The organism is Algihabitans sp. (genome assembly GCF_965226985.1).
GTDB lineage: Bacteria > Pseudomonadota > Alphaproteobacteria > Kiloniellales > DSM-21159 > Algihabitans.
On record NZ_OZ245712.1, the window covers coordinates 866,033 to 891,645 of the forward strand.

Annotated in this window: 30 protein-coding genes; 18 read left to right on the plus strand and 12 right to left on the minus strand. The window is 63.5% G+C overall.

The window, feature by feature from the left end; all coding sequences use genetic code 11:
• Positions 1-19 precede the first annotated feature (19 nt).
• From ACO054_RS03780 to ACO054_RS03790, 3 genes are read right to left on the minus strand one after another with little or no spacing between them, the layout of a single operon-like run.
• Positions 20-502 carry a hypothetical protein gene (locus ACO054_RS03780; protein ID WP_421709113.1) on the minus strand — a complete coding sequence of 161 codons (483 nt, stop codon included), beginning with the start codon at positions 500-502 and terminating at the stop codon, positions 20-22.
• Positions 499-804 (minus strand): rod-binding protein, encoded by a 306-nt coding sequence (locus tag ACO054_RS03785; protein ID WP_421709114.1) that lies wholly within the window; start codon positions 802-804, stop codon positions 499-501. The genes ACO054_RS03780 and ACO054_RS03785 overlap by 4 nt, the downstream gene beginning before the upstream one ends.
• Positions 805-812: 8 nt before the next feature.
• Positions 813-1,973 (minus strand): flagellar basal body P-ring protein FlgI, encoded by a 1,161-nt coding sequence (locus tag ACO054_RS03790; protein WP_421709115.1) that lies wholly within the window; start codon positions 1,971-1,973, stop codon positions 813-815.
• Positions 1,974-2,252: 279 nt separating this feature from the next.
• Between ACO054_RS03790 and ACO054_RS03795 the strand changes: the two genes are divergently transcribed.
• Both ACO054_RS03795 and dksA read left to right on the plus strand, forming a co-directional pair.
• Positions 2,253-2,663 carry a flagellar assembly protein FliX gene (locus ACO054_RS03795; RefSeq protein ID WP_421709116.1) on the plus strand — a complete coding sequence of 137 codons (411 nt, stop codon included), beginning with the start codon at positions 2,253-2,255 and terminating at the stop codon, positions 2,661-2,663.
• A gap of 188 nt (positions 2,664-2,851) precedes the next feature.
• Positions 2,852-3,271, plus strand: a complete 420-nt coding sequence (gene dksA, locus ACO054_RS03800; protein ID WP_421709117.1) for an RNA polymerase-binding protein DksA — start codon at positions 2,852-2,854, stop codon at positions 3,269-3,271.
• Positions 3,272-3,508: 237 nt separating this feature from the next.
• On the opposite strand, the gene flgH is transcribed toward dksA, so the two are convergent.
• From flgH to flgF, 4 genes are read right to left on the minus strand one after another with little or no spacing between them, the layout of a single operon-like run.
• A complete protein-coding gene (gene flgH, locus ACO054_RS03805; RefSeq protein ID WP_421709118.1) occupies positions 3,509-4,300 on the minus strand; it encodes a flagellar basal body L-ring protein FlgH in 792 nt (263 codons plus the stop codon).
• A 56-nt stretch (positions 4,301-4,356) separates the two neighbouring features.
• Positions 4,357-5,412, minus strand: coding sequence for a flagellar basal body P-ring formation chaperone FlgA (gene flgA / locus ACO054_RS03810; RefSeq protein ID WP_421709119.1), 1,056 nt, complete (start codon positions 5,410-5,412; stop codon positions 4,357-4,359).
• 25 nt (positions 5,413-5,437) lie between these two features.
• Positions 5,438-6,223, minus strand: a complete 786-nt coding sequence (gene flgG, locus ACO054_RS03815) for a flagellar basal-body rod protein FlgG (protein ID WP_421709120.1) — start codon at positions 6,221-6,223, stop codon at positions 5,438-5,440.
• A gap of 39 nt (positions 6,224-6,262) precedes the next feature.
• Positions 6,263-7,021 carry a flagellar basal-body rod protein FlgF gene (gene flgF / locus ACO054_RS03820; RefSeq protein WP_421709121.1) on the minus strand — a complete coding sequence of 253 codons (759 nt, stop codon included), beginning with the start codon at positions 7,019-7,021 and terminating at the stop codon, positions 6,263-6,265.
• Positions 7,022-7,316: 295 nt separating this feature from the next.
• Here flgF and ACO054_RS03825 point away from each other — a divergent pair, with 295 nt between their 5' ends.
• From ACO054_RS03825 to ACO054_RS03865, 9 genes are all read left to right on the plus strand, one after another.
• Complete coding sequence (locus ACO054_RS03825) at positions 7,317-7,865, plus strand: flagellar basal body-associated FliL family protein (protein ID WP_421709122.1); 549 nt, start codon at positions 7,317-7,319, stop codon at positions 7,863-7,865.
• A gap of 17 nt (positions 7,866-7,882) precedes the next feature.
• A complete protein-coding gene (gene fliM / locus ACO054_RS03830) occupies positions 7,883-9,001 on the plus strand; it encodes a flagellar motor switch protein FliM (RefSeq protein ID WP_421709123.1) in 1,119 nt (372 codons plus the stop codon).
• On the plus strand, positions 8,998-9,444 hold the full coding sequence (locus ACO054_RS03835; protein WP_421709124.1) for a DUF6468 domain-containing protein: 447 nt from the start codon (positions 8,998-9,000) through the stop codon (positions 9,442-9,444). The genes fliM and ACO054_RS03835 overlap by 4 nt, the downstream gene beginning before the upstream one ends.
• Before the next feature lie 31 nt (positions 9,445-9,475).
• Positions 9,476-10,174, plus strand: a complete 699-nt coding sequence (locus tag ACO054_RS03840; RefSeq protein WP_421709125.1) for a MotE family protein — start codon at positions 9,476-9,478, stop codon at positions 10,172-10,174.
• 155 nt (positions 10,175-10,329) lie between these two features.
• The gene (locus ACO054_RS03845; protein WP_421709126.1) at positions 10,330-10,719 is read left to right on the plus strand and encodes a response regulator; all 390 of its coding nucleotides are present in this window, start codon (positions 10,330-10,332) and stop codon (positions 10,717-10,719) included.
• A gap of 24 nt (positions 10,720-10,743) precedes the next feature.
• Entirely contained in the window at positions 10,744-11,412 is a 669-nt protein-coding gene (locus tag ACO054_RS03850) for a protein phosphatase CheZ (protein ID WP_421709127.1), read from the plus strand.
• Between the two features lie 51 nt (positions 11,413-11,463).
• Entirely contained in the window at positions 11,464-12,144 is a 681-nt protein-coding gene (locus tag ACO054_RS03855; protein WP_421709128.1) for a hypothetical protein, read from the plus strand.
• A complete protein-coding gene (locus tag ACO054_RS03860) occupies positions 12,141-12,881 on the plus strand; it encodes an OmpA/MotB family protein (protein WP_421709129.1) in 741 nt (246 codons plus the stop codon). The genes ACO054_RS03855 and ACO054_RS03860 overlap by 4 nt, the downstream gene beginning before the upstream one ends.
• Entirely contained in the window at positions 12,881-16,375 is a 3,495-nt protein-coding gene (locus tag ACO054_RS03865) for a hypothetical protein (RefSeq protein ID WP_421709130.1), read from the plus strand. The genes ACO054_RS03860 and ACO054_RS03865 overlap by 1 nt, the downstream gene beginning before the upstream one ends.
• Before the next feature lie 194 nt (positions 16,376-16,569).
• Here the strand turns inward: ACO054_RS03865 and ACO054_RS03870 are convergent, their stop codons facing one another.
• The 4 genes from ACO054_RS03870 to ACO054_RS03885 are packed head-to-tail and all read right to left on the minus strand — an operon-like array spanning position 16,570 to position 18,420.
• The gene (locus ACO054_RS03870) at positions 16,570-17,022 is read right to left on the minus strand and encodes a hypothetical protein (protein WP_421709131.1); all 453 of its coding nucleotides are present in this window, start codon (positions 17,020-17,022) and stop codon (positions 16,570-16,572) included.
• A gap of 7 nt (positions 17,023-17,029) precedes the next feature.
• A complete protein-coding gene (gene fliP / locus ACO054_RS03875; protein ID WP_421709132.1) occupies positions 17,030-17,776 on the minus strand; it encodes a flagellar type III secretion system pore protein FliP in 747 nt (248 codons plus the stop codon).
• The gene (locus ACO054_RS03880; protein ID WP_421709133.1) at positions 17,773-18,078 is read right to left on the minus strand and encodes a flagellar biosynthetic protein FliO; all 306 of its coding nucleotides are present in this window, start codon (positions 18,076-18,078) and stop codon (positions 17,773-17,775) included. The genes fliP and ACO054_RS03880 overlap by 4 nt, the downstream gene beginning before the upstream one ends.
• Positions 18,079-18,420 carry a hypothetical protein gene (locus ACO054_RS03885; RefSeq protein WP_421709134.1) on the minus strand — a complete coding sequence of 114 codons (342 nt, stop codon included), beginning with the start codon at positions 18,418-18,420 and terminating at the stop codon, positions 18,079-18,081.
• Positions 18,421-18,812: 392 nt separating this feature from the next.
• On the opposite strand from ACO054_RS03885, the gene ACO054_RS03890 reads away from it, so the two are divergent.
• The 3 genes from ACO054_RS03890 to ACO054_RS03900 all read left to right on the plus strand — a co-directional run bounded on the left by ACO054_RS03890 (position 18,813) and on the right by ACO054_RS03900 (position 23,325).
• Entirely contained in the window at positions 18,813-19,310 is a 498-nt protein-coding gene (locus ACO054_RS03890) for an RNA polymerase sigma factor (protein ID WP_421709135.1), read from the plus strand.
• Between the two features lie 147 nt (positions 19,311-19,457).
• Positions 19,458-20,573, plus strand: coding sequence for a FecR family protein (locus ACO054_RS03895; protein ID WP_421709136.1), 1,116 nt, complete (start codon positions 19,458-19,460; stop codon positions 20,571-20,573).
• A gap of 250 nt (positions 20,574-20,823) precedes the next feature.
• Positions 20,824-23,325: a TonB-dependent siderophore receptor gene (locus tag ACO054_RS03900; protein WP_421710326.1), complete on the plus strand. Its 2,502-nt coding sequence runs from the start codon at positions 20,824-20,826 to the stop codon at positions 23,323-23,325.
• A gap of 98 nt (positions 23,326-23,423) precedes the next feature.
• Here ACO054_RS03900 and csrA read toward each other — a convergent pair whose 3' ends face one another.
• Positions 23,424-23,819, minus strand: a complete 396-nt coding sequence (gene csrA / locus ACO054_RS03905) for a carbon storage regulator CsrA (protein WP_421709137.1) — start codon at positions 23,817-23,819, stop codon at positions 23,424-23,426.
• A 179-nt stretch (positions 23,820-23,998) separates the two neighbouring features.
• Between csrA and flgB the strand changes: the two genes are divergently transcribed.
• The 4 genes from flgB (at position 23,999) to fliQ (ending at position 25,607) form a co-directional block, all read left to right on the plus strand.
• Positions 23,999-24,403: a flagellar basal body rod protein FlgB gene (flgB, locus tag ACO054_RS03910; RefSeq protein WP_421709138.1), complete on the plus strand. Its 405-nt coding sequence runs from the start codon at positions 23,999-24,001 to the stop codon at positions 24,401-24,403.
• A gap of 31 nt (positions 24,404-24,434) precedes the next feature.
• Entirely contained in the window at positions 24,435-24,842 is a 408-nt protein-coding gene (gene flgC / locus ACO054_RS03915; protein WP_421709139.1) for a flagellar basal body rod protein FlgC, read from the plus strand.
• A gap of 102 nt (positions 24,843-24,944) precedes the next feature.
• Complete coding sequence (fliE, locus tag ACO054_RS03920) at positions 24,945-25,271, plus strand: flagellar hook-basal body complex protein FliE (protein ID WP_421709140.1); 327 nt, start codon at positions 24,945-24,947, stop codon at positions 25,269-25,271.
• A 69-nt stretch (positions 25,272-25,340) separates the two neighbouring features.
• Positions 25,341-25,607 (plus strand): flagellar biosynthesis protein FliQ, encoded by a 267-nt coding sequence (fliQ, locus tag ACO054_RS03925; RefSeq protein ID WP_421709141.1) that lies wholly within the window; start codon positions 25,341-25,343, stop codon positions 25,605-25,607.
• The last annotated feature ends 6 nt before the right edge of the window (positions 25,608-25,613 follow it).

Genomic DNA, 25,613 nt, shown 5'->3' on the forward strand with positions numbered 1-25,613 from the left:
CGAATGGGACGTCTGGGCTCTAGAGCCGCTGATCGACGCTCAGCGAGAGCGCTTCACCGCTGTTCAGCGAGACGGCCTTGCCGGCGCGGGCGCTGTAGGCGTTGGCCTGGCCGCGCTGGCGCTCAGCTTCGGCGACGATGTGCTTGAGCAGGCGATCGGTCGCCGTTTTGGCGGCTCTCAGGGCCTGTTCGTTGGCTGCCAACGCGCCGTGAAAGCGCTCGGTGGTCTCGCGCAGCTCGTCTCGAATCGCCGGCGCGACTAGCTCAAGCTCCGCCGGATCGGCATTCAGGGTCCGCACCGCGGACTCATAGGCGGCGGCCAGGACGATCTTATCGTGCTGAAGCTGCTGCATCTCAGCCGGTTTCATGCCGCGCAGCATGCCGATCTCGCGCTCCAACACGTCAATCAACCGACTGGTCACGTTTAGGAGCTGCGTCACGCGCCCGGTCTCTTCGATCGGGGCAGAGGGGAGTGGGGCTTCGAGAGCGAGCTGGGCGGTCATTGTGCCACCTCCTGGAGTCTGAGAATTTCCGCTTTGACCTGGTCTGCGATGCCGATGCCGCCGTTCGCGGCCATGGCCTCGCCGTACTCCTGCAACATCACCGAGCGGTAGGCCTTGGCGGTCTGGCCGCCGAAGGGGCTGTCCTCGCCCAGGCCGTCGAACATCGGGGCCATCATCTGCGCGAGGAACATCGCCTCGAACTTCTGACCGGTCGCTTCGGCCTGCTTCTCGCGGGCGGCTTGTTCGGCCGGGGACGGCGTCGCGGGGCTGGACGCACCCTGCGCGATGAGCATGCTGTTCATATCCATCATCACATCACCTCGATTTCGGCCTGGAGGGCGCCTGCTGCCTTGATGGCCTGCAGAATGGTGATCATGTCGCGCGGTCCGACGCCCAGGGCGTTCAGGCCGTTGACCAGCTCCTGCAGGGTCACGCCAGCCGGCAGAACGGCGAGGCGACGCTCTTCGTCCTCGTCGATCTCGATATTGGTCCGGGGCACCACCACGGTTTCGCCGGCTTCGGCAAAGGGGCCGGGCTGGGCGACCTGAGGCGTCTCGGTGATGCGGATCGTCAGGTTACCCTGGGCGATCGCCACTTCGGAGATGCGCACGTTCTCGCCCATGACGATCACGCCGGAGTGTTCGTCGATGACCACCCTGGCGGCTTGGTCGACCCGAACGGGAAGCTGTTCGATATCGGTCATCAGCGCGACGGTGTCGCCGCTGTAGGTCGGCGGAACGGTCACGTTGACGGTCCCCGGGTCGGCGGCCCGCGCCGCTGGCAGGCCCGTGAAACCGTTGATGGCTTCGGCAATGCGGCGGGCGGTGGTCAGATCGGGGTTGCGCAGGCTGATCTGAACCGTGGCGAGGTTGGTCAGATCGAACTCGATCTCGCGCTCCACGATAGCGCCACTGGCAATGCGCCCGGTCGTGGGCACGCCTCGGGTGACCTGCTCGGCCGCACCTTGAGCCTGGAAGCCGCCAACAGCGATCGGGCCCTGGGCCACGGCGTAGACTTCACCGTCCGCGCCGACGAGCGGCGTGACCAGCAGGGTCCCGCCTTGCAGGCTTTGTGCATCGCCGAGCGCCGATACCGAGATGCTGATCCGGGTGCCCTGGCGGGCGAAGGGGGGCAGATTGGCGGTCACCATCACGGCGGCTACGTTGTCCGTATCCAGATCCTGGTCGCGCGCATTGACGCCCAGGCGCTGCAGCATGCCGATCAGACTCTCGCGGGTGAAAACGGCGCTGCCCAGGTCGTCGCCGGTACCGTTGAGGCCGACGACCAGTCCGTAGCCGACCAGCAGGTTGTCGCGGATGCCTTCGAACTCGGCGATATCCTTGATGCGCGACTGCGCCGAGACCGGCTGTGCGGCCAACAGCACGATGAGGGCTGTCAGCAGCGCGGCCAGATGGCGTCCCGCGATCTGGCGCAGGGCGGCTCTGTGACTGTTGATGAGGCGGTATGGCATGAGGCCAGCAAGCTTTCCGTATCGTCCCGATTTTGCCGGCTCTTTCACGGCCGGCTGATTTCGCGAACAGAGATGCGAAAGCCGTGCCAAACAGCTAGAATCGCGTAATGCATTGTTATCAATCACTATATTCCAGGATCCGAGAGCTGCTCGGTTGCGTCGGAATCCGCCCTTGGCTTGCCGGACGGCAAGAATTTCCCCCCAAGACGGCACTCCTTAACGTGCGCTTAACCGCGATTTGCGCACTCTCCGGCAGCCATTGGAGCTAAACGGACGACAATGAAGATCGATCCCCTTTCAGGTCCCAGAGCGCAGTCGATCAAGCGCAAGCAACGCACTGGCGCCGGCGACTCGGCCTTCGCTGACGCTCTCAGGGGCGACAGCGAGCCGGCTGCACGCGCTGCCGCTGCGCCCGGCGTCGGAGCGCTGGACAGCTTGCTGTCGATCCAGGAGGCGCCGGATACCCTGTCCGGACGCGCCAAGGCTCGCAAACGGGGAGATCAGCTGCTCGACGAGTTGGATCGGATCCGGATCGGCCTGCTGATGGGGCGCATTCCCTTGGCCGGTCTTCGCCGCCTCCAGCTTCTGCTCGGACAGGATCGGCCCGACATCAGTGATGCGCGCGTGGAGCAGGTCTTGGCGGAAATCGAGACCCGGGCCGCTGTCGAGCTGGCCAAGCTTGGCCAATAGCGCCCGGATTGACCGACCTGTCGGAGCCGCTTCGCCGCGGTTTCAGGCGGTTTGTGGAAATAACCATGATTTTTCAATTGTGTGCCTGTCGGCAACCCGGTCAATCAGGTCGCTTGTGACGACGCGCTTTTTGCATATACTCCGCGCCGGTTCTGGCCCCTTAGCGAGTCCATGATCAGGCAGGTGGCATGACGACGGTCACTCTTGAACCCGACTACCGCCCGAGCGAGGGCGAAGACTTCATGAACCCGAAGATGCAGGAGTATTTCCGGCGCAAACTGCTGAGCTGGAAAGCCGAACTGCTGCGCGAATCGGGCGAGACGATCAACCATCTGCAGGAAGGCAGTCTGGCCGAGCCGGATATTGCCGACCGCGCATCGCTCGAGACTGACCGGTCGCTGGAGCTTCGGACCCGCGACCGGGAACGGAAGCTGATTTCCAAGATCGATGCCGCCCTCAAGCGAATCGAAGACAGCGAATACGGCTACTGCGAGGACACCGGCGAGCCGATTTCCATCAAGCGTCTGGAGGCTCGCCCTATCGCCACGCTCTCGATCGAGGCGCAGGAGCGTCACGAACGCATGGAGCGCACGCAGCGCGACGACTGACAAAGGGCGCACGCAGCGCGACGACTGACAAAGGGCGCACGCAGCGCGACGACTGACAGAGGGTGGAACGACGCCGGCTGAACCGCCCTGAGAGGCGCAGCCGGGCGTTTCTCGTCGGTCTGCCGACAAATCCCAGTTCAAGAAAAAGGCCGGCCGCAGGTCTGCGGCCGGCCCAAGTGTGCCAAGCGGGACGGAAGGGTCGCTTGGAAAGTCGGTGTCTTCCTCGGGAATGCCCGGTTAGAAGGGGAAGACGATGTCGTAGATCTGCTGGCCGTAGCGCGGCTGCTGCACGTCGGAGAGGTGGCCTCGGCCGCCGTAGCTGATCCGCGCTTCGGCGATCTGGTCGAAGTTCACCGTATTGGTCGAGGTCACGTCCTCGGGCCGGATGATCCCGGTGACCTGAAGCTGACGCAGTTCGAAGTTGACCCGGGTCTCCTGGCGGCCGGCGACCACCAGGTTCCCGTTCGGCAGGACCTGAGTGATCATAGCGGCGACGCGCACCTCGATGTCCTCTTCCCGGTCGATGGTTCCGGCACCCCGGCTCACGGAGTCGGCTTGAGCGTCCACCAGATTCTCGTTGTCGACGCCGTTCGGCAGGATCTGATCCAGCTCGTTTTCGAAGCCGAGGAAGCCGCCGAGACCGGCGCTCTCACCGCTCTGGCGGGATCGCTCGGAAGAATTCGAGAGTTCGGCGCTGTCGTCGATATCGATGACCACCGTCAGAATGTCGCCGACCTGGGTGGCGCGCTGATCTTTAAAGAAAGCCCGGCTGCCGGGGCGCCACAGCGAGTTGGCCTGGAACTCCAGGGCCACCGGCCGCGGCATCGGTACGGCCACCGGCTCGTTGCCGTGATAAACTGCCGGATTTTGAATGCTGCTCATCTCCGGCGCCGATCCGACTTCCGACAGGCGTGTCAGCAGGTTGCAGCCCGGCAGTAACAAGGTCACGGCGGCGAGGCCGAGAAGGGCGAGTCCGCGATGCCGGAAGGTGCGATGCGGTTGGCTGCTGTCTTTGGGTCGAGCGGTCATGAGTCTGTCCTTTCCGTCCTAGAGGTGGCCCTTCTGGGCTCGTTGGCTTTGCGGCGTCAGTTGCCGATCGTTGCGTTCATCGGTGTGACCAGGATCAGGCCGGTATCGGTTACCGTCCCGGTCACGACCGTGTTGGACTTCGTGTTGATCACGCGGATCGACTCGCCGCGTGCACCGTCTTCCATCGCGCGGCCCTGGGCGGTGAGCTGCATCGCCGCCGTCTGGACCCGCAGCAGAACCATCTGGTTCTTCTCGACCAGCAGCGGTTCGCCGACTTCGCTGACCCGCACCGGCTGGCCGGCGCGCAGGCCGCGGCGGGGGCTGCTGCCGATCAGGTCGTCGGGATCGGTGACGACATTGGCCGCCACCCGGTCGGCCTGGAGGGCCATCCAGTCGATATCGCGCGGGCCGATCACCTCGCCAGGGCCGATCCGGCGCGACAGGACTGGTACCTCGACGATTTCCAACAGTCGTCCGGTGACGGCGACACGCAGGAGCCGCCCGTCCTCGGTCGGTGCGCGCAGGTCGGCGGCGAAGCGGCCGCTGCGCGGATCGTGGTTGAGTTGCCCCATCGCCAGCTGGCCGGCGACGCTGGTCGGCAGATGCTGCGAGAAGCGGGGATTGTCGAGCTGAACGGCCAGACTGGAAGGATCCATCCCCCGCTCGGCGAGCCCGTCGAGCAGGAGGTTCTCCAGCTTGGTGGCGTCGAGCAGATAGGACTCCCGGGTCAGCATGACCGTTTCCAGGGTCGAGCGCGGGTTCCAGGCCACGCCGTAGGCGCGGGCGATGGACCAGAGCCACTGCGCCTGCAGCTCGATCTGCTCGCCCGGCGCCGGGGCGCGGGCGATTGGCACATCGGCCTTGGCGATCTCGCCGTGGAACAGGTCGCCGAGATGCACGAGGTCGCTGTCGATCGTGACCTGCGGTTTCAGGGCGATGGGAGCGGCCGCGGTCTGAAGCGCGCGATCCGCAAGAGCGGTGTCGTCCGCCAGAGCCGAGGCGGCCGCGAAGAGGCCGGCGATCAGGCTGGCCGCCGCCGCGCTACCCCGCAGAAAGCGGCGGGGCGCCTTGACGAGCCGTGACGTGCGCGAAGTCTTCTTCTTCTTGGTCATGAGTCTGGTCCCTTGGCTGCGGGCGTTAGCGCATCTGAGTGACGCTGCGCATCATCTCGTCGGAGGCCTGGATGACCTTGGAATTCATCTCGTAGGCGCGCTGGGCGGTGATCAGGTTGGTGATTTCCTGCACCACGTTGACGTTGGAGGTCTCCAGTGCGCCCTGCAGGATCGTGCCGAAACCCTCGGTTCCCGGTGCCGCAACGTTGGCGTTGCCGGAGGCGGCGGTCTCCAGGAACAGGTTGTCGCCGATCGCCTCCAGACCGGCTTCGTTGGCGAAGGTCGCCAGCTCGAGCTGTCCGACGTTGGTCGGTGCGACCTGGCCTTGAAGGTCGACCCAGACTTCGCCGCTGGCGTTGATCGTCACGCCGGCCGCGTCCAACGGAATGGTGATGCCGGGCTGCACCAGATAGCCGTCCGGCGTCACCAGGTCGCCGTCCGGCGACAGCTGGAAAGAGCCGGCGCGGCTATAGCCGGTATCGCCGTTGGGCAGCTCCACCTGGAAGTAGCCCTTGCCGTTGACGGCAACGTCGAAGGTGTTGTCGGTGATCATGATGTTGCCCTGCTCGGTGATGCGGTAGACCGCCGCGGCCTTCACACCGAGACCGACCTGAACGCCGGAGGGCACGATGGTGCCAGCGTCCGAAGAGGCGGAGCCGACGCGGCGCAGATCTTGGTAGAGCAGGTCGTGAAACTCCGTCCGGCCGCGCTTGTAGCCGGTGGTGTTCATGTTGGCGATGTTGTTGGAGATCACCTCCACGTTCATCTGCTGGGCCAACATGCCCGTGGCGCCGATGCTTAGGGACCTCATAGTCTTTTCTCCCGTATCACAATCGCTGGCCGGAAGCCGTTAGGCTGAACGGCCGGCCAGGGTCTGGATCGCCCGGCGCTGACGTTCATGTTCCGATTCCACCATCTTGCCGGCGGACTGGTAGCTGTTGACGGTCTGGATGAGCTTGGTCATCTCGACCACGCCCTTGACGTTGGACTTCTCGATGAAGCCCTGCAGAATCTCGGCACCTTCGGCCGGTAGCGCCGCCTGGTCGTCGGCGCGCAACAGGACTTCGGCGTCCTTCTTCAAGGCGTACTCGTTCTCGAATTGCACCAGGCGAATGCGGCCGACTTGAACGGCGTCGCCTCCGGCCTGTTCGTGGTAAGAAACGGTGCCGTCTCGGGCGACGTCGATCCGCCCAGCCGAGGCTGGGATCACCATGGGCTGTCCGTTGTCGTTGAGAAGCGGCAGACCCGAGGTGGTGACGATCTGCCCGTCGGCATCCAGCATGAAGGCGCCGTTGCGGGTGTAGCGTTCGCCGTTTTCGCTCTGGACCGCGAAATAGCCCTCGCCGTTGATCGCCAGGTCCAGCGGATTGTCCGTCGCCGTCTTCGCCCCTTCGCTCAGATCGCGGACCGAGGCGATGTCCTGCACGTAGGAAATCTTGCGCAGCCCGGCGGGTGCCTTGTCCTTCGTATTGGCGAGGTATTCGACGAACATCATCGACTCGCCGCGGTACCCGGGGGTGTCCATGTTCGCGATGTTGTTCGAGATCACGTTCAATTCGCGGCGTAGGGCCGCCTGACGCGACAGGGCAACGTACCCGGGGGTTTCCATCGATCTAGCTCTTTTCCGTCCGGTCTTCGACTTCGGTCTCGCGTTCGCAGGCCGTCGTTCCGGCGCGGCCCGTCGAACGCCGATCTCTATGCAGGCTGCGTGCCAAGACGGTCGGTCCAGACAAACTGCGGTGTTTCGGGCCTGCCGTGCGTCTCCGGCTGCCGGTTGGGTGAGGTAGCCGGCAAGAATTGCCCGTGAGGAGGGATGTCTCTGCCGTAGGTCAACGGCCTGTTAACCAGACACACCCTAGGGTGCCTCCATCACCTCCGGCGGAGCGGTCTGCCGGACGATCAGGATGAGAGGGGTGGCCGAGGTCATGGCCGATCAGGCGATCGACGGTCAGAACGAAGACGTCGAAGTCGAAGCGACGCCGCGAAAGGGTGGGCTCAGCGGAAAGAAGCTGGTCCTGTTCGTTGTCGTGCCGCTCTTGTTGCTGATCGGCGGCGGCGCCGGTGCCTACTTCATGGGCGTGTTCGGCGGCGGTGAGGAACCGGCTGCGGAGGAGCAGGTCGAGGAGCAAATGGAAGAAGAGGCACAGGCGGCCGTCTTCCACGATCTGCCCGACATGCTGGTCAACCTGAACACCGGAGGGCGCCGATCAAGCTTCCTGAAGCTCTCCGTGGCGCTGGAACTCACCTCGGAACAGGATATCGCCCGGATCGAGGAGATGCAGCCGCGGATCGTGGATTCGTTCCAGGTCTATCTGCGTGAACTTCGCATCGAGGACCTCAGCGGTTCTGCCGGCCTGCAACGCTTGCGTGAGGAACTGTTGTTGCGGGTGAATTCCGCCGCGCATCCGGTCGAGGTGCGGGACGTACTCTTCAAGCAGATGCTGGTGCAGTAGGTCACAGGGGCGCAGGCATGGCTGACGAAGACGAACAGGAGACAGCAGAGGGCGAAGTCGACCAGGAGGCCATGATGGCCGAATGGGAAGCCATGGCCGATGGCGACGACGGCGACGAAGACGAGGACGATCCCATGGCGGCCGCCATGGGCGTCGGGTCCTCACGGGTCCTCGACCAGAGCGAGATCGACTCCCTCCTCGGGGTCGACGACGCCGATGGTGGCGAAGAAGATGGACATGGCATCAAGGCGATCCTGAATTCCGCCTTGGTCTCCTACGAGCGTCTGCCGATGCTGGAGGTGGTCTTCGACCGCCTCGTCCGCATGATGTCGACCTCTCTGCGAAACTTCACGTCGGACAACGTGGAGGTCAGTCTCGACAACATCACGTCGGCGCGCTTTGGCGATTACCTCAACTCGATACCCCTGCCCGCGATGCTGGCGGTTTTCAAGGCGGAGGAGTGGGACAACTTCGGCCTGATGGTGGTCGACAGCGCTCTCATCTACTCCATCGTCGACGTTCTGCTGGGCGGCCGCCGCGGTACGGCGGCAATGCGCATCGAGGGCCGGCCCTACACCACGATCGAACGCAATCTGGTCGAGCGCATGATGCATGTCGTGCTTTCCGACCTTTCAGCGGCCTTCGACCCGCTGTCTCCGGTCACCTTCCGCTTCGAGCGCCTGGAGACCAATCCGCGCTTCGCGGCGATCGCCAGGCACGGAAATGCCGCGATTGTCACCAAGCTGCGGATCGATATGGAAGACCGCGGTGGCCGGATCGAACTGGTTTTGCCTTACGCGACCATCGAGCCGGTGCGCGAACTGCTGCTTCAGATGTTCATGGGCGAGAAGTTCGGCCGGGACTCGATTTGGGAAGGTCACCTGACGGCTGAGCTCTGGCAGACCGAAGTCAATCTTCAGGCGGTGCTGGATACGGTCGAACTGAAGCTGGGTGACGTTCTGAACTGGAGCGTCGGCAGCCGGCTGGAGCTGAACTGTACGCCGAGCTCCAAGATCCATCTGCACTGTGGCGAAGCACCGATGTTCAACGGAAACATGGGGCGGCGCAACGGTCAGATCGCCGTGCGCATTGCCGATAAGCTGGTTCGCCAAACCGACCAGGAGGACGACGCTTGAGCTTCTCCGTGATCTTCGACGGCGCCCTGGCAGCCTTGCTGATGGCGACGATCACCTATGCTGTCATCCTCAATCGAAAGCTGACCGAGCTGCGCAATTCGCGCACGGAGATGGAACGTCTCATCGGTGAGTTCGCCGAGGCCACGCAGCAGGCCGAACAAGGCGTCACGGCTCTCCATGAGCGTGCGGAGCAGGCCAGCGGAACGCTGGATCAGCGCGTCGCAGCCGCGGAGGCCCGTGTCGAGGAAGCCCGCAAGCTTGCCGACGATCTCGCATTCATGATCGACCGGGGCGGACGATTGGCGGATCGGCTCGAGCATGACGTCAGCAACTCGATCAAGAAGACCGAGACAAGTGTGACGTCACCGGCTCCGCCAGCCGCCGCGGCACCCCCGGACTCGCCGGAGGCACAGCTGCTGCGCACGCTCGATCGCGTGCGCTGACCCGTTCCAGGAAGGACAAGAGGCCAATAAGATGCGTGTTCGTCTGCTCCCGCTCGTGATCGCCGTCGCGGTCGTCACTTTGGGCTTTCGCTTGGAGGCGGTTCGCGAGGGTGTGACTGCCGTTGCACAGGAGACGCCGCCGGCGGCCGCGCCCACAGATCCCTTTCCGCCCCTTGATGCAAACCAGCTCGAAGAAGCTCCGAGCGAGGCATCGGACGCACTCTCCGAAGATCTGCCGGATGGGACGGCCTCTGTGGACACGGAGTTGGATAGCGAGGCGCTGCTCAGCGCCTTGCCGACCGATCCCTTTGCGCTGACCGATAGCGAGATCGAGCTGCTGCAGGCCCTTTCGGAGCGCCGTGCCGAGCTGCAGAAACGCGAAGCTGAGTTGGAGACGCGCGAGGCCCTTCTGACTGCGGCGGAAGCGCGGATCGAACAGAAGATCACCGAGCTCGAGCAGCTGCAGGTGACGATCGAGGACCTGCTCGTCGACCACGACGAACAGGAACAGGCGCAGCTGGACTCTTTGGTCAAGATCTACGAAGCGATGAAGCCGAAGGATGCGGCGAGGATTTTCGAGGAACTCGAAATGACGGTCCTGCTGAACGTCGTCGAGAACATGAAGGAACGCAAGACCGCTCCAATCCTGGCGGAGATGAACCCCACGAAAGCCAAGGCCGTCACGCTGGAACTGGCCCAACGTCGGGACTTGCCAATTCCGCGCGAATAGAACCAGAGAATTCGAGACGGTCTTCAGGATAAGCGACGAAAAAGGAAGCGTTTTTACCTGACATTAAGACCGAACCGATAGCGTCTCGTTCTGTCATCAACTTTCCGGGTCGGTCGGATAGACACCAGGCCCGAGGACTGCTTCAGGAGAAGGCTATGAGCGCCGTCGACATGAACATGCCGATTTTGATCGTCGACGACTACAAGACGATGCTTCGGATCATCCGCAACTTGCTCAAGCAGCTTGGATTCGACAACGTCGACGAGGCGACCGATGGCTCTATGGCGCTGCAGAAGCTTCGCGACAAGAGCTATTCCCTCGTGATCTCCGACTGGAACATGGAGCCGATGAGCGGTCTCCAGCTCCTTAAGGAAGTCCGTGCCGACGGTCAGCTTTCAGGCCTGCCCTTCGTCATGATCACTGCCGAGAGCAAGACGGAGAACGTCGTCGCCGCCAAGCAGGCCGGCGTCACCAACTACATCGTCAAGCCGTTCAACGCCGCGACTCTCAAGACCAAGCTCAGCGCCGTCATCGGCAACTTCTAATCATCGGCGCAGGGAGGCCGGAGCATGACCGCGCTGGCTCAGCAGACCGAACTGGAGGTGCGCCTTGCCGAGTTTGGCAAGCGTCACCCCAAGATCGATCCGAAGGACTTGATCGACGTGGTGGAGGCCATCATGACCACCGCGGACGGCGATCTGTCTTCGGTGAATTTGAAGCTCTACGCCGAGATCGAGCAGCTGGCGGTCTACATCCAGCGCGCGCGCGAGGAGATCGCCTGCCTGCGGCCGGACGAGATCACGGCAGAACATCTGCCCGTCGCCGGAGAGGAGCTTGAAGCCGTCGTCGGCGCGACGGAGCAGGCGACCAATACGATCATGGAGTCGGTCGAGACGATCGAGGGCCTGACCGATCAGATGCCGCGGGAAGTCTCCGAACAGGTCGTCGATGCCGTGACTCAGGTCTACGAGGCCTGCGGCTTCCAGGATATCACTGGTCAGCGCATCAAGAAGGTCGTCAGCACGCTCACTCAGATCGAGGAGAAGGTGCATGCCTTGCTCGGCGCCTTCGGTCAGGATGGCCAGATCGATGCGGCCAAAGCCAAGGCTTCGAAGGCGGAGAAGCCCAAAGAAGAGGCCGCTCCTCCGACCGACGCCGACCTTCTGAACGGGCCGCAGATGGCCGAGAACGCTATCAGTCAGGAAGATATCGACGCCCTGCTCGCCAGCTTCGACTAACGTCCCAGAATCGACTCACGTCCCAGCATCGACTAACGTCGTGGAGAGGTCATGCGCCTGCCTGGGCGTCACGCCAGACCGGTCGGCTCCGACCCCAATATCGTCGCGCTGCTCAGCCTCAAGCTGTTGCTGTTGGCTTTCTTCATCCTGCTGACGGCGATTTCAGATTTTGAGGAGCAGAAGGTCGTACTGGTGGTCGGATCGATCAACGATGCCTTCGACGGGCAGGTTCAGGCCGAGCAAGACTTCTCTCCGACGACTGCCGCACTTGGCCCCATCTCGGGCAGCGCCCGGCTGGCGGCGCGGATCAGCAATCTCTTTAAGTCGACGCTTCCCGCAGTGCGCGTGGATCGCAACGATGTGCTGGGCGAACTGCGGATCGAGTTGACCACGGAGTCCCTCTTTCGAAGCGATGAGCCGGAGCTTCGAGCTGCGCCTGCCGTCCTTTTCAGTCGACTGGCGCGGGCCATGGGGCCGGAACGGCCAGATGCCGTGGAGGCCCGCCTCGAAGTCTTGATCGGCGTCCCGCGCGATGATCTGTCTCGGATCGCTTCGGCTCCGTCTGAATTGGCGTTGCGCCGGGCCGGCGTTCTCGCACGGGATCTTGCGCGACGCGGTGTGCCGGGGGCAGATCTCTCCGTCGGCTTGCTGCCAGGGCTCGAAGGCCGTACGCGCTTGATCTTGCGTGCATCGGATCGGCCGGAGTCCGACGCTCCGGTTGACGGGTCGTGAAGCGCTCGCACCGGATACCGCCTCTGCCGGCGGCCGCCAAGGCCATGACGGACTCCAAGGCGGACCCGAACAGGTGGATGGTGACCTTCACCGACCTGATCGCTCTGCTTCTCACTTTCTTCGTCATGCTCTTTTCCATGATGTCGGTCGAGGCGGCGGGCTGGCGCGACTTGACCAACAGTCTCGCACAGCAACTCAAGACCCTGGGGCCGCAGTCGGTGGCGACGCCCAGCGAGCTGCTGGACATGCCCAGTGTGAGGGTCGCCCCCGGGGCCAACCTCGACTACATCGCAACCCTTCTGGAAAGCCGGCGGGACGAGCTGCCGATCCTGAACGAGGCCCGCATTCTCCGCAGAAGCGATCATGTGAACGTTTCCTTTCCCAGCGAACTTCTGTTCGCCCCAGGGACTACGACACCGAGAGCCGAGGCCAGAGCGACGCTGTTCGAGCTGGGTGGGTTGCTGAGGCATATCGACAACGTCGTCGAAGTCGCCGGTCATGCCGACCCTACGGCCATTCGTAACGGCCCCTTTGTGTCGAACTGGGAGTTGTCGCTGGGGCGCGCCGCCGCCGTCGGTGCCCTGCTGCGTGCGGCGGGCGTCGACGGACAGTTGACCGTCCTGGGCTACGGCGAAACCCGTTTCGATGCGCTGCCGGACGACCTGAGCCCGGCCGAAGCGCTGACCCTCGCGCGCCGGGTCGAGATCTTGATCCACGATTCGGCAGGGGAGCCGTGATGCTGGCTCGCCTGTTTGCGTGTCTGCTCACCCTTCTGCCGGCCATCGCTGCCGCGCAGGACAGCGTGCCTGTGCGGGGCGGCGCACATCCCGACTTCGGGCGCCTGGTTTTCGACTGGACCTCGCCGGTCGACTACGGCGCACGGATCGAAAACGGTCGGCTGATCGTAACGTTCGACCGCAGAGCCAACTTCGATACCGGTTCGGCGGAACGCCATCTCTTTCGCTACCTCGAAGCTATCTCCGTCGCCGACGAAGGTCGTAGCTTGGTCTTCGACCTGAAGCAGGCTTACGGGCTCAAGACCTTCACGTTGGGCACCAAGGTGGTGGTGGATCTGCTGCGGGACACCTCTCAAGTCTCCGCGCGTCCGGCCCCGCAGGCGGCGACCGCAGCGGGCGGTGAAGCGCCCCCGCCGCCGCAAGCGCCCCCGCAGCCGCAACCGCAGCAGCAAACGCAACCTCAGCCGCAGGCGCTTCCGGAGGTCCGTGTGCGCGTCGGCGAGCACAGCGAGTTCGAGCGTTTGGTGTTCGATTGGCCGGCCCCTGTCGGCTACCGGGTCGAGCAGGATGTCGGAGCTGGGTCGATCGTGTTCGAAAGAGCCGCGCGTCTCGACGTTCGTCGCTTGCAAGAGAAACCTCCAAGCCTCTTAAGGCGGTTCGAGGATCGCCGCGCCGACGGGCAGCTTTCGGTCCTCTTGCAATACGTCCCCGGCACGCGCCTGCGCGCCTTCGCCGACGGCCCCAGGGTCGTTGTCGATCTCCTCCGGCCAACCGAGGAAGCCGAGCAACTGGTCGCGCCGCAAACGCAGACTGTGACTGATGCTGCGACCGATGCTGCCGAGCCTTCCCCCGCTTCTCCGGAGATGTCCGAGGGCGAGTCCGAGCAGCGGACGGCTTTGAGGGGACCGACTCCCTTGGTTCCACCTGCCCAGTCCGCCACCGAGCAGGTCTCTTCATCGACCACAGCGACAGCCGAAGAGGAGCGGGTATCGAGCCAGGACACGGCCTCAAACGAAGATCCCGCACCGCCGCAGCCCGACAACGCAAGATCCGAGGCTACGTCGGCGGCCGGTGAGGCCGCCGGCGACGTACCTTTTGTCACGCGCGAGAGTCTTCCGGACCTGGAGGAGCGCCCGGCACCGGGTGCGCGCGCGTCGCAGACGCCCCCCGTGCTATTGCGTTTCGATTGGTCCGAGCAGGTCGGCGCGGTGGCCTTGCGTCGCGGCGCCGCTCTCCTGCTCGGTTTCGATGAGGTTGCGCCTGTCGATCTGGTCGCTGCGGTGACGGAGTTGGCGCCTGAGCTGGGTGAGGTTCGGGTTGAGACCGTCGAGGGCGGCAGCCTGCTGCGTTTCGACGAGGCCGATCTCTACGCATCCCGTTTGTGGCGGGACGGTGAGGGCTGGTTGGTGGAATTCCACCGTGCCGGCGCGGAAGCCTTCGGCAATCCCCCCTTGATCGTCGAGCAGCAGGAGGGAACGTCCAGCCTGCGCATTGCCGTTGACGGCCCACGAAGACTTCTGAGCCTGAGCGACCCGAGCAGTGGGGACAGGCTGCTTCTCGTGCCTCTGGCGCGCGAGGGTGAGGCGCTTTTCGAGGGCCGGCAAACGCCGGCTTTCGATCTTCTGCCGACCTATCAGGGCATCGCTGTGCTCCCTCGTCTCGAACCGCTCGACATGGCGCTTGCCGACGATGGTGTCGTCATCTCCTCCTCTGCTTCGGCCGTCACGCCGAATGGTCTCGGGGCCGACAGCGGTGACGGAGGCGAGGCTGCGCTGGCGCAGCCTCGCCTTTTCGATCTGCCGGCCTGGCGCCTGGGCGGTCCGGAAGACTTCAACGAGCAGCGTCAGGAACTGCAACGCAGTGTGGTGCGCGTCGAAGGGGACGACCTGGGCTTGGCCCGTCTGAGCCTCGCACGATTCTACTTCGCTCACGGTCTGGCGAGCGAGACCTTGGGTGTGCTGACGCTGATCGAGCGTGAGAACCCGAACTTGCGAGCCGATCCGCAGCTGATGCTGATGGAGGCGGCAAGTCGGCTGATGACCGGCGATCATGCCGGAGCCCTGGACCTGCTCGCCGACCCTGCGTTGCTGGAGGAAGCCGAAGCGGACCTCTGGCGGGCCGCTCTCGCGGCTGAGGCGCAGGACTGGCCCGCCGCCGGCGGGCTGTTCGCTCAAACCCATCCCTTGATCGAGGACTATGCCCGGCCGGTTCGGGTTCGTCTCGGTTTGGCGGCAGCCGAAGCGGCATTGGAGGCAGGCGATATCGGGGCGGCCGCGCTGCGTCTCGACGGGATCGAGGAGTCCCTGGTCACGGATCTGGAGCAGGCGCGCTATGAGTTCCTGCGGGCTCTTCTGCTGGCCGCCGAGGGAGAGGACGACGAGGCCGACGAGATTCTCGAACGCCTCGCTGGGAGCGGTCTTGGGGCTCCCACGGTCCAGGCCCGTCTTGCCCTGATCGATCGGGCGCTTGCTGCTGGCGAGCTGCCGGCGGCCGAGGCGATCGAGCGTCTGGAGCAGCTGCGTTTCGCCTGGCGCGGCGACAGCTTCGAGTTCGCCTTGCTGCAGCGCCTGACCGGTCTCTACGAGCAGGAAGGGCGGTGGCGCGAGGCCCTGCGCGCCCTGCGGCAGGCGGCAACCTACTTCCCGGGGACGCCAAGAGCCGAAGCCGCCGCTGAGCAGCTTCGCACGCTTTTTGCCCGCGTCTTTCTCGGGCCGGACCGTCCGGACCTGCCTCCTCTGACGGCATTGTCCCTCTACGAAGAGTTTCGCGAACTCACGCCGGCGGGCGATCGTGGCAATCGTTTGATCGAAGAGCTGGCGGATCGCTTGGTGGAAGTGGATCTGTTGCCGCGCGCAAGCGAGTTGCTGGAAGACCAGGTGGAGTTCCGTCTCGTCGGTGAAGAAAAGGCGCGGGTGGGCGCCCGTCTCGCCTTGATCCGTCTGCTCAATCGCCAGCCGCGCGAGGCGCTCGATGCCCTTGAGATGTCGAGCGAGCCGGAACTTTCGGCCGATCTTGTTCGTCAGCGGCGGCATCTGCAGGCGCGCGCGCTCTCCGACCTCGATCGGGCGGGGCAGGGACTGGCGCTGCTGCAAGGCGATGAGAGTCTCGACGCGCTCCGGCTGCGGGCCGAGATTCTCTGGGCGCAGCGCGACTGGGCGGCAGCGGCGATTGCGCTCGATGCCACCTTGCCCGGACCCGAAACTGCGCCGTCGGACGCTCCGCTCGATCCTGCGGTCAGCGGACAGGTGCTCAACCTGGCCGTCGCCTATACGCTCGCCGGCGATCAGACGCGCTTGACCGAACTGCGCAGTGCCTGGGGTGGCGTCATGGCGACCGGCCCGCATTCGGAGGCCTTTGCCCTGCTTGCCGAGGAGCTCGATCCCGACAGCGTCGCGACGATCGCCCAGCAACTGGCTCAGGTGGATCGGGTCCAGGCCTTCATGGCGAGCTACCGGGAGCGGCTGAGCGAGGCTCAACTGAGCGACCTCAACTAAGCCGAACCGCGGTCATGGGATCGCAAGGCAGGTTCTCGCACAGCCAGCGGCCCGCAGCGGCGGCTGGGTAGCTCTCGGAGTCCGAACAGCTTCAGTGGTGTAGGGACGAGACCGTTGGGCGTCGTGCCTCCGCCGCTCCGGTCGATCTGGCTGTCAGCCCCCCCGCGCGGCGTTTCGAAGAACCCGGCTGCTTTTCAGTAGTGCGTCAGCAGCCAGTAGAGGACGCCGATCCCCAGTCCGAGAATCACGAGAAGACGGAAGGTCATGTTGAGCGTGAAACCGGTCGCTGACCAGCGCTCGCGGCGCTCGGCCTTCTGAACTTCCTTCAGTGCGCGCTGTTGTCCGACCCTCTCACGGTGACGGTCGCCGATCCTTTTGTAGGTGTCCTCGGCTTGCTTCTGCTTGAGCTCCTGCCGTCCGTCGCGCAGCGAGGCAGAGCGGAAGATCGTCTGCTGGACGTAGAGGCCCCGGACGTCGTCGAACTGTTCCTTGATGACTTTCACGCTCAGATAGCGTGGGTTTTCAGCCATCTCTTTCGCTTCGCCGATCGCCAGCAGGCGGTCGTCGAAGGCGCCGACCGACCGCCAGCGACCGTTCGCGTAGACCTGGATGTCGTAAGTGCCGCTTCCCACACGGGTCTGTGCCATTGCGCGCCTAGCCCCCGTAACTCTGAACCAGGGAGCCGGCAACCAGGTACCAGCCGTCCACCAGGACGAAGAAGATCAGCTTGAACGGCAGCGAGATCATGATGGGCGGCAGCATCAGCATGCCCATGGACATGAGGATGGAGGCCACCACCATGTCGATCACGAGAAACGGCAGGAACAGCAGGAAACCGATCTCAAAGGCGCGCCGCAGTTCGCTGATCATGAATGCGGGAATCAGGCTGCGCATGGGGGTTTCCTCGGGCGTCGCTGGCGTCTCCACGCCCGAGATGTCGATGAAGAGCTGAAGGTCCTCGGGCCTCACGTGCAGCAACATGAAGGACCGCAAAGGGCCCGATGCCAGCTCGATGGCTTCCAAGGTATCGATCTGCTCGGCAAGCAGCGGCACGATGGCCTCGTCGTAGATCGCTTCGAGCGTGGGCATCATGATGAAGGCGGTCAGGAACAGGGCCAGGGAGATCAGAACGGAGTTCGGCGGTGTCTGTTGGATACCCAGCGCGCTTCGCAGGAAAGACAGCACGACGACGATCCGCGTGAAGGACGTCACCATCACCAGGATCGAGGGCGCCAGGGACAGGATGGTTACCAGCGCGATAAGTTGCAGCAGAGTCTGGGTCTGACTGCCGGTGCCCTCGCCGAAGTCGAAGGTTAGACCCTGGGCGGCGACCGTTTCGGGGAACGCCGCGATGACGACGGTGAGGAGGAGCCCGCTCCAGATCGACGACAGTCGCCTCACGCCTCTGTCTCCTGTGCCTTCGCGCTGGTGCCTTCGATCTCGTCGCTCTCGATGACCAGATCGTTGTTCGCGCCCAACAGCAGCAGGTGCTGGCGCTCGTCCCGCTTGACCAGAACCATCTTGCGGCGGGCATCGAGCGTGAGGACCTCAAGCACCGCGAGACGCCGGGCGCTGCCGGCGGGAAGCCCGCGTGTCATGGCGCCGCCCAGACCGAAGCGCTTGACGATCCAGGCGAGGCCCAAGATCAGGGCCAGGACCAACGCCAAGGCGACGACGAAATTGATGTAGTCGGTCAGCTGCATCTAGCTTTTGGGTCCGCGCGCCGGTCCGTTCGGTTTGCCGTAGGCGGCCGTTGCCTGACGTCGTTGACTGGTTTCGGCCAAGTCTTTCGCAATCCGGTCCAGGCCGATGCGCAGAAGCTGCGTGAGGTCGTCCAACTCGCTGATCAGGCCGGTCAGCGGACGCTGAAACGCGATGCGTTCGTCTTTGGGAAGGGCGGCGATGTCCGCGCAGATATGGTCGATCTCGGCTTCCAGAGGCGTGAGTTCGACGGCTTGGCCGGTCTGAACCTGGCGGCGCGCCAACTCCATCCGGCCCGATATGCGATCGAGTTGGTCTAGAATCATTGCGGTGCTACTGCTCACGAAAGGCCCCCGACACACCCGCTGCCGCCAGTAGGTGAAACGGCCTGCGCAGAGGTCGAGTCTCGTCTCGCGCCGCCGTCGAACTGACGGTGGCAGCTTCCTGCAACATGATTAACAAATGCTTTTTAGACTGATGTGTTTGATCGCGCGGATTTGGCCGCCTGCTTGGCCCTCCGCCGCCTTAGCGAGCGCCGTTTTCCGCGGGGCTGGTCGGATGGCGAAGCCGGCTCTGCAGGTCCGCTTTCAAGATAATCTGAGGTTGAGCCCTGGTCGTCGAGGCGGCTCGGTCGACACCGCCGTAACGGTACCGACCCATGCCAGATCGCAATTGCGAATTATTCGCAGTTACGATAGAGAGCGTCGGACAGCTCCCGGGGAGTGCCTTACGCGCGGTGCGGAACGACGACGTTCAAAACCTCTATCTGCAGTATGGGCAGGAGCTTCAGGGCTACCTGGTGCGCAGGCTGAGTTGCGCCGAAACTGCTGCTGATCTGACTCAGGAAGCCTTTATGAGGCTGATCCGGACGGGTCCTGGCAGCGCGCTCGACAACCCACGCGCCTATCTTTACCGGATTGCCTCCAACCTGGTGACGGATCACTACCGGGAGGAGGGCAAGCGGCCGCAGTCGGCCGTGCTACAGCCCACGGTGATTGCCGACGTGACTCCGGGTCAGGAAAGGGCGCTGCTCGCCAAGGACCAGGTCACGCACCTCGAGCGGGCCATCGAGGCCTTGCCGCCCCGCCAGCGGCAGGTCCTGTTGCTCCACAAATTCGAGGGCATGAGCTACGGTGAAATTGCGGAGCGGCTCGGCATCAGCAAGAACACCGTGATGGTTCACATGATGCGCGCCTTGGCGCAGTGCCGTGACAGCCTGTCGGGCTCGGGGTAACGGAAGCCTCGACAGGCCGGCATGGCGTCGCCGGTCCGGCATGAAGGAGCTGCGGAGTAATGATGCGTCGGTATTCGCACGTCTTAGGGTTTGAGGAACGGCAAGCGATGCCGAAGGCCCAACCGGCGAGCCGATGAAGCTGTTTTGATGTCTCACGACGATCAACGGGCGAACACTGAGGCCACAGCTGGGCGGACCGCAGCTAGGGAGGTCGCGGCCGAATGGTTTGTGCGTTTGCGCGACGAGGCGTTAACCGACGGAGAGGTCGAGGCCTTTCGCAGATGGCACGCCGCCAGCCGTGACAACGCCGAAGCCTTTCAGGAAGTCGAGCGTCTATGGACGACCCTCGATCACGTCGCCGCTCGTCCGGATCTGCCGCTGGCCGGTGACCGACCTCTGCCGCTTAGCGGCGATCAACCTCTGCCGCGTGGCGGCGATCAACCTCTGCCGCGTGGCGGCGATCAACCTCTGTCGCGTCGCGGGTCCGCGCCGCGTCGACGCGGCCGGACGAGCGACGGAGTGCGTAGGCGGAAGCCGCCTCGCCGAGTTCTGGCTGCGGCATCGCTCGCTGTTGCGGTCGGCGTCGCTCTTCTGGTCTTGCCGTTGTGGGGGCCTTCGGCAGACTACAGCACGGCGGTTGGACAACAGCGCTCCGTCGAACTCACCGACGGCTCGAAGCTGCAGCTCAACAGTGGCTCGCGCGTTTCTGTCGACTACAGTGAGACCAACCGACGGATCACGCTGCACTCCGGGGAAGTCTATGCCGAGGTCGCGCACGACCCCGACAGACCCTTCGTCGTCGACGCTGGCTTAGGACGGGCGACGGCTCTTGGAACGTCTTTTGCCGTGGAGCGCCGCCAAGAGTCTTTCGAAGTCATTGTCACGTCGAACCGCGTCAAGGTCTCCGGACTCCAGGCCACTCCGATTGTGGTGGCCGCCGGTCAGGGCCTCAGCGTAACCGATCAGGCTGCGCGGCCGCTCGCGTCGGCCGATGTCGCGACCTCCTTGGCGTGGCGCAGCGGGCGTTTGCTCTTCGAGACGGCGCCGCTCGGCGAGGTCTTTCGCGAGCTGGACCGCTACCGAACCGGCCGGATCCTCGTTTTGGACAACTCCGTCGTCGAGATCCCGGTGACCGCCGCGTTCTCGACCGAGCGGATCGATCGCGCGCTTGAGACGATCGAGCAGACTCTGCCGGTGCGATTGATCAGGTTGAGCGACCGCCTCACCTTGGTGCTCGCGGGCCCAGCCCCACAGAACAGGTAGCGACCTCCGCCAGGGCGCCGTGCGGCCAGAAGCGCGTTTTCCGCCTCAAGCTCGCGGCAGACCACTTTTTTCGATCCAGCAGTAATGGTGTCTCCGCTGTCCTCCGTCTGCTTAGGGGAGTTCGTGCTCTTCGACGCCTTCGCTGACTTGTCGCCGAAGAGCGCGGAGGTGGATTTGGGGGCAAGGTGTGAAGACTCAGGTAAGTGCGGTCGTTCTCGGTCTTTTGTTAGGTATCTGCGGTACCGGCGTGATGGTCACGGTTCCGGCGGTGGCTCAGGAGCAGGAGGTGCGGAGCTACGCGATCGCTGCTCAACCGCTGTCGTCAGCCCTTCTCGACTTCGCGGAGCAAAGCGGTCTGGAGATCCTGTTCGACGCGCGCCTTTCAGCCGACCAGACAGTCGGCGCGCTTGTCGGCGACTACAGTGCGGAGCAGGCGCTCGCTTTGCTGCTTGCCGGAACGGGCCTGGGCTACAGCCGTGCAGACAGCGGCGCCATCACGCTCTTTCCAACGGCTGCTCCAGGCGAGGTCCAGGAACGCACGCTTCAGCTCGACACGCTGCGCGTCGAGGGCTCCACCTTCTACGGCACGTCCTTCGATCCCGTCGAAGGGTTTCGGAGCGCAAACGCCTCCACGGCGACCCGGTCGGACGCGCCGCTTCTGGACACTCCAGCCTCGGTTTCCGTTGTGACTCGGGATGTTCTCGAGGCGGCCGACGCTCAGCTGCTGGACGATATCGCCGATGTGGTGCCGGGCTTGACCCGGGGAAATGACTTTGGAGGAACGCGCGATCGTTTGATTTCTCGGGGCTTCGGCGCCGACGTTCTGATAAACGGCTCAAGGCGCGGGGTGATCGGCATTACGGATACCTACCGCGTCCAGCGGGTCGAAACCCTGCGCGGACCGGCTGGGGCGCTCTACGGAAGCGGCAGCGGCGGTGGGCAGGTGAACGTTGTCACCAAGCGGCCGCTTTACGAGCCACTTGCCGAGGCGCGGCTTTCCGGAGCCAACCAGGATGGCAGCTTCCGAGGGACGATCGATGTTTCTCAGCCCCTCACGGAAGATGGCGCCGTAGCAGCGCGATTGAATGCAGTGGGCGAGTATGAGGACAGCTTTCGGGACTTCGTAACCCGCGACTACTATGCGGTTGCTCCGAGCCTCAGGTGGGACATAACGTCGAATAGCTCGTTGTTGGTCGAAGGGGAGATTGCCGAACGCAATATGCCTTTCGACCGTGGCATTCCCATCGTCAACGGCGACCTGATTACGTCCGTCGATGCCAACTTCAGCGAACCGGATGCAGGCGACAACGAAAACGCGGCGCAGTCGGCCCAGGTTACCTTCCGGAATTTCCTCAGCGATTCCTGGACCGTTACCGGTCGGGTCGGGTTCAACCGCCAAACTTTGAAGGGTGAAGGCCTCGACAACAGAGTGCTTGCGCCCTTTTCCTTCAACGAAGGTACGCCTCTACCCCTCCTAGGGCCCGGCGCGGTTGCCACCTACTCGGTGACCGAGGGAGATACCCTCTTTCGCAATCGTACGATTCGAGATCAGGAACGGCGGGCCTTTACCGGCGATGCAGTTCTCGATGGAACTGTCGGTTTTGCCGGCATGCAGCACAACCTGACCTTCAGCACCGAGTTTCGCAGATCGCGGCAGGAAAACCGCGATCTGAGGAGTAGTTTCAACTTCACGAACGCCAGTTACTACGAGAATCCCTGCAATATTGACATCTCTAACCCCGTATTTGGCGACTGCGATGCTGAGGCGAACATACCGACCTTCCGCGATGACACAGGACAATACTTCAACGTAAGCGCACAAAATCGGATTGAGATCTCGCCGCAATGGCAGTTTCTGCTGGGGCTGGGCTACACAGCCTTTAGGATCGAGTCGGATAACCTGGTAACCGATCAGAAGATCATTATCGACGACGACAGCATGGAGCCGCAGTTTGGTCTCGTTTACAAGCCCATACCGCAGCTGTCCCTCTACGGCACTTTTCGAGAAGGCTTTGCCGGAGAACCTGAGAGCGTTCGCAGAGTTGACCCGGTTACAAATGAAATCCTGCCCCCAAGCGAGTTTCGGCTATTCGAACTGGGGGCGAAGCAGGAATGGTTTGGAGGACGCTTCGCGGCAACAGTCTCTCTCTTTCATCAGAAGGAGACAGGTTTGCAGTATCTCGACCCCGATACCTTCGATATTACAGATCTCTCCGCTGCGCGGTCACGCGACGATGGCGAAAATCGTAGTCGCGGTGTCGAGTTGGAGTTGTCAGGTGGGCTGACCGACCAGTGGGACCTCCTCTTCACCTATGCCTTCACCGACGCCGAGATACGCAAGGGCTTCGAAGAGGCGGGAAGTGATCTGCAGGGTACGCCGCGTCACCAGATCGGCCTCCTGACCCGCTATCGCTTCGAACAAGGTCTGCTCGACGGACTTAGCTTCGGGGGAAGTTGGACTTTCGAGTCCGAACGGCGGACCAGAAACCTCAGGCAGCCAGAAGTCATCGTGAATCCGGCCAACGGCGACATCTTCGTTATCGACGACGCCGGCGATTTCGCGTCTGAAACCGTGCCGAGCTATCATCGCTTCGACTTATTTGCCAACTATCAGCCGATTGAAAACCTGGAACTGTTCTTTCGGGTCGAGAACCTCTTCGATCAAGACTACGCAACCAGCCCCAATCTCATCTTGGACGCTAAACCAGGTGCTCCGCGAACGATCTCCGGCGGCTTGACGCTGCGGTTTTAGAGCGTGATGGGAGCAGGATCGCCAGAGCGATGCCAGCTAAGGCGACACTGTTCCAGTGCTTAAGAAGACGTTGTAGCACCCAAGCCTGTATCGAACGCCTAATCCTGACCGGATGGTTGAGAAGCCTTCTCGGCTGGCGTTTCTTCGAGGGTCGAGGTGTTGCGGGAGGCGCGTCCGAGTGCGGTCCGGTCCGACGCATCCTGTTCGGCCGGTGTCTGCTCGCCCAAGGTCTGTTGATCTGCCGTCGGATCTGGGGCCTGCTGAGCGGAAAGTGGCCTGCTACCACCCAGGGCGTCCGCCAAAGCGTCGCTGCCGCCGGCTGCCGCCCGGTTCTCCTCCTGAATGCGTTCGTAAATCTCGCGCCTCAAGACGCTGGCTTCCGGCGGGAAGGTGAAACCAAGCTTGATCGACTTGCCGCGAATATCGACGACGGTCACTTCGATATCGTCGTTAATGACGACGGACTCTCCGATCTTGCGCGTAAGGTACAGCATCGTGCGCTGAGACTTCCTGCCGTCAACTCGAGTCTTATCCAGTTTTGATCCGCCCGGATCACTGCGATTTAACCTGCTTTACTAGATATTAACAAGCGGTGGCCGACATTCACGGCTAACTCGTTGGCGCTCTCCGGAGTTTTTGCGCGTCGACATGGCCGTTTTTGGAGGTCCTGCCTGTGGCGGAACGCCCCGGTCTTTTTGACGTGATGGCGCGCAAGATGGACTGGCTTGCCCAGCGCCAGAAGGTGCTTTCGGAGAACGTTGCCAACGCCGATACGCCGGGCTTCAAGCCGAGAGACCTGCGCGAGGGCCCGTTCGAGCGCATGATCCGCGGGCAGCTCGCCATTCTGCAGCCGCGCCGCACGAATCCGGAGCACATGACGCCGGCCAGTGCGGCCGACGGTCCGGCGCGCGAGCATCAGCCGCGTGAGCGCTATGAGACCGCGCCCTCGGGCAACGCTGTCGTTCTGGAAGAACAACTCGTCAAGGTGCAGCAGACGCAGGTCGACTATCAGACAATGACAAATCTCTACAGCAAGCATCTCCGGATGTACTCGACCGCGCTCGGACGCGGCGGCTGAGGCGTGACTGGACAGGGACGGTAATCAAACCATGGACCTCTATAAGACGCTGGATATCTCGGCCTCGGGAATGCGCGCCCAGGGAACGCGCCTGAGGATCATCTCGGAGAACATCGCCAACGCCAGCTCGACCGGGCAGACGCCGGGTGCCGAGCCTTATCGCCGCAAGATGGTAACCTTCACCAACGAACTCGATCGGGCGCTGGACGCCGAGCTGGTCAAGGTGAAGGACGTGGGCGTCGACGAGTCGGACTTCAGCCGGCGCTATAACCCCGGCCATCCCGCCGCCGACGCGGAGGGATACGTCCTGATGCCGAACGTGAACTCGCTGATCGAGATGTCGGACATGCGCGAGGCGCAGCGGTCCTACGAAGCGAATTTGAGAGTGATTCAGTCTTCGCGCGCCATGCTGGAGCAAACGATCGCAATTCTGCGCTAGAGCGCGACCGGTTGCCATGATGGCGACCGCCACCCGGTCCAGGAGGGGCGGGATCTTTGAGAGAGGGGCGAGCCGGGCGAGCCGGTTCGTCGAAGTCGAGCGATGAGCGTGAATCTTACCGAAGCGCTGACCGCTTATCAGCGGGCTCAACAGCGCCCGCTCGACGGCGGGACCGCCAATGGCGACGGCTTGGCGGCGACGGCAGGCAGCGGCCCCGATTTCGCCGCCATGGTGCGCGATGCGGCCGAAGGGGCTCAGGATCGTTTGCAGCAAGGCGAGACTGCGAGCCTTAAGGCGGCGGCCGGACAGGCCGATATCAATGATGTGGTCGTGGCCGTCAGCAAGGCGGAGATGACCTTGCAGACCGTCGTGACCCTGCGCGATCGTGCCGTCCAGGCCTATCAGGACATCTTGCGGATGCCGATCTAGTCAAGCCGCTTCCAGGTGTGATGAGGAAAGCGGTTTCGGTCTGGGGCAAGGTGGTCTGGCAGTCATCTGATGGAAGCGGTCGATGTGATCGAGGTCTCTCGCGAGGCCCTTTGGGTTTCGCTGAAGGTCGGTGGGCCGGCCTTGGTCATCGCCTTGATCATCGGCCTGGTCATTTCGCTGTTTCAGGCCCTTACCCAGATGCAGGAGATGACGCTCTCCTTCGTGCCGAAGATCCTGGCCCTCTTTATTGCGCTTATGGGACTGGCTCCTTTCATGCTGACGGTGCTCAGCGAATTCACGGTCACGCTGATGGACCGCATCGTGTCTCTCGGCTAGCGCCCG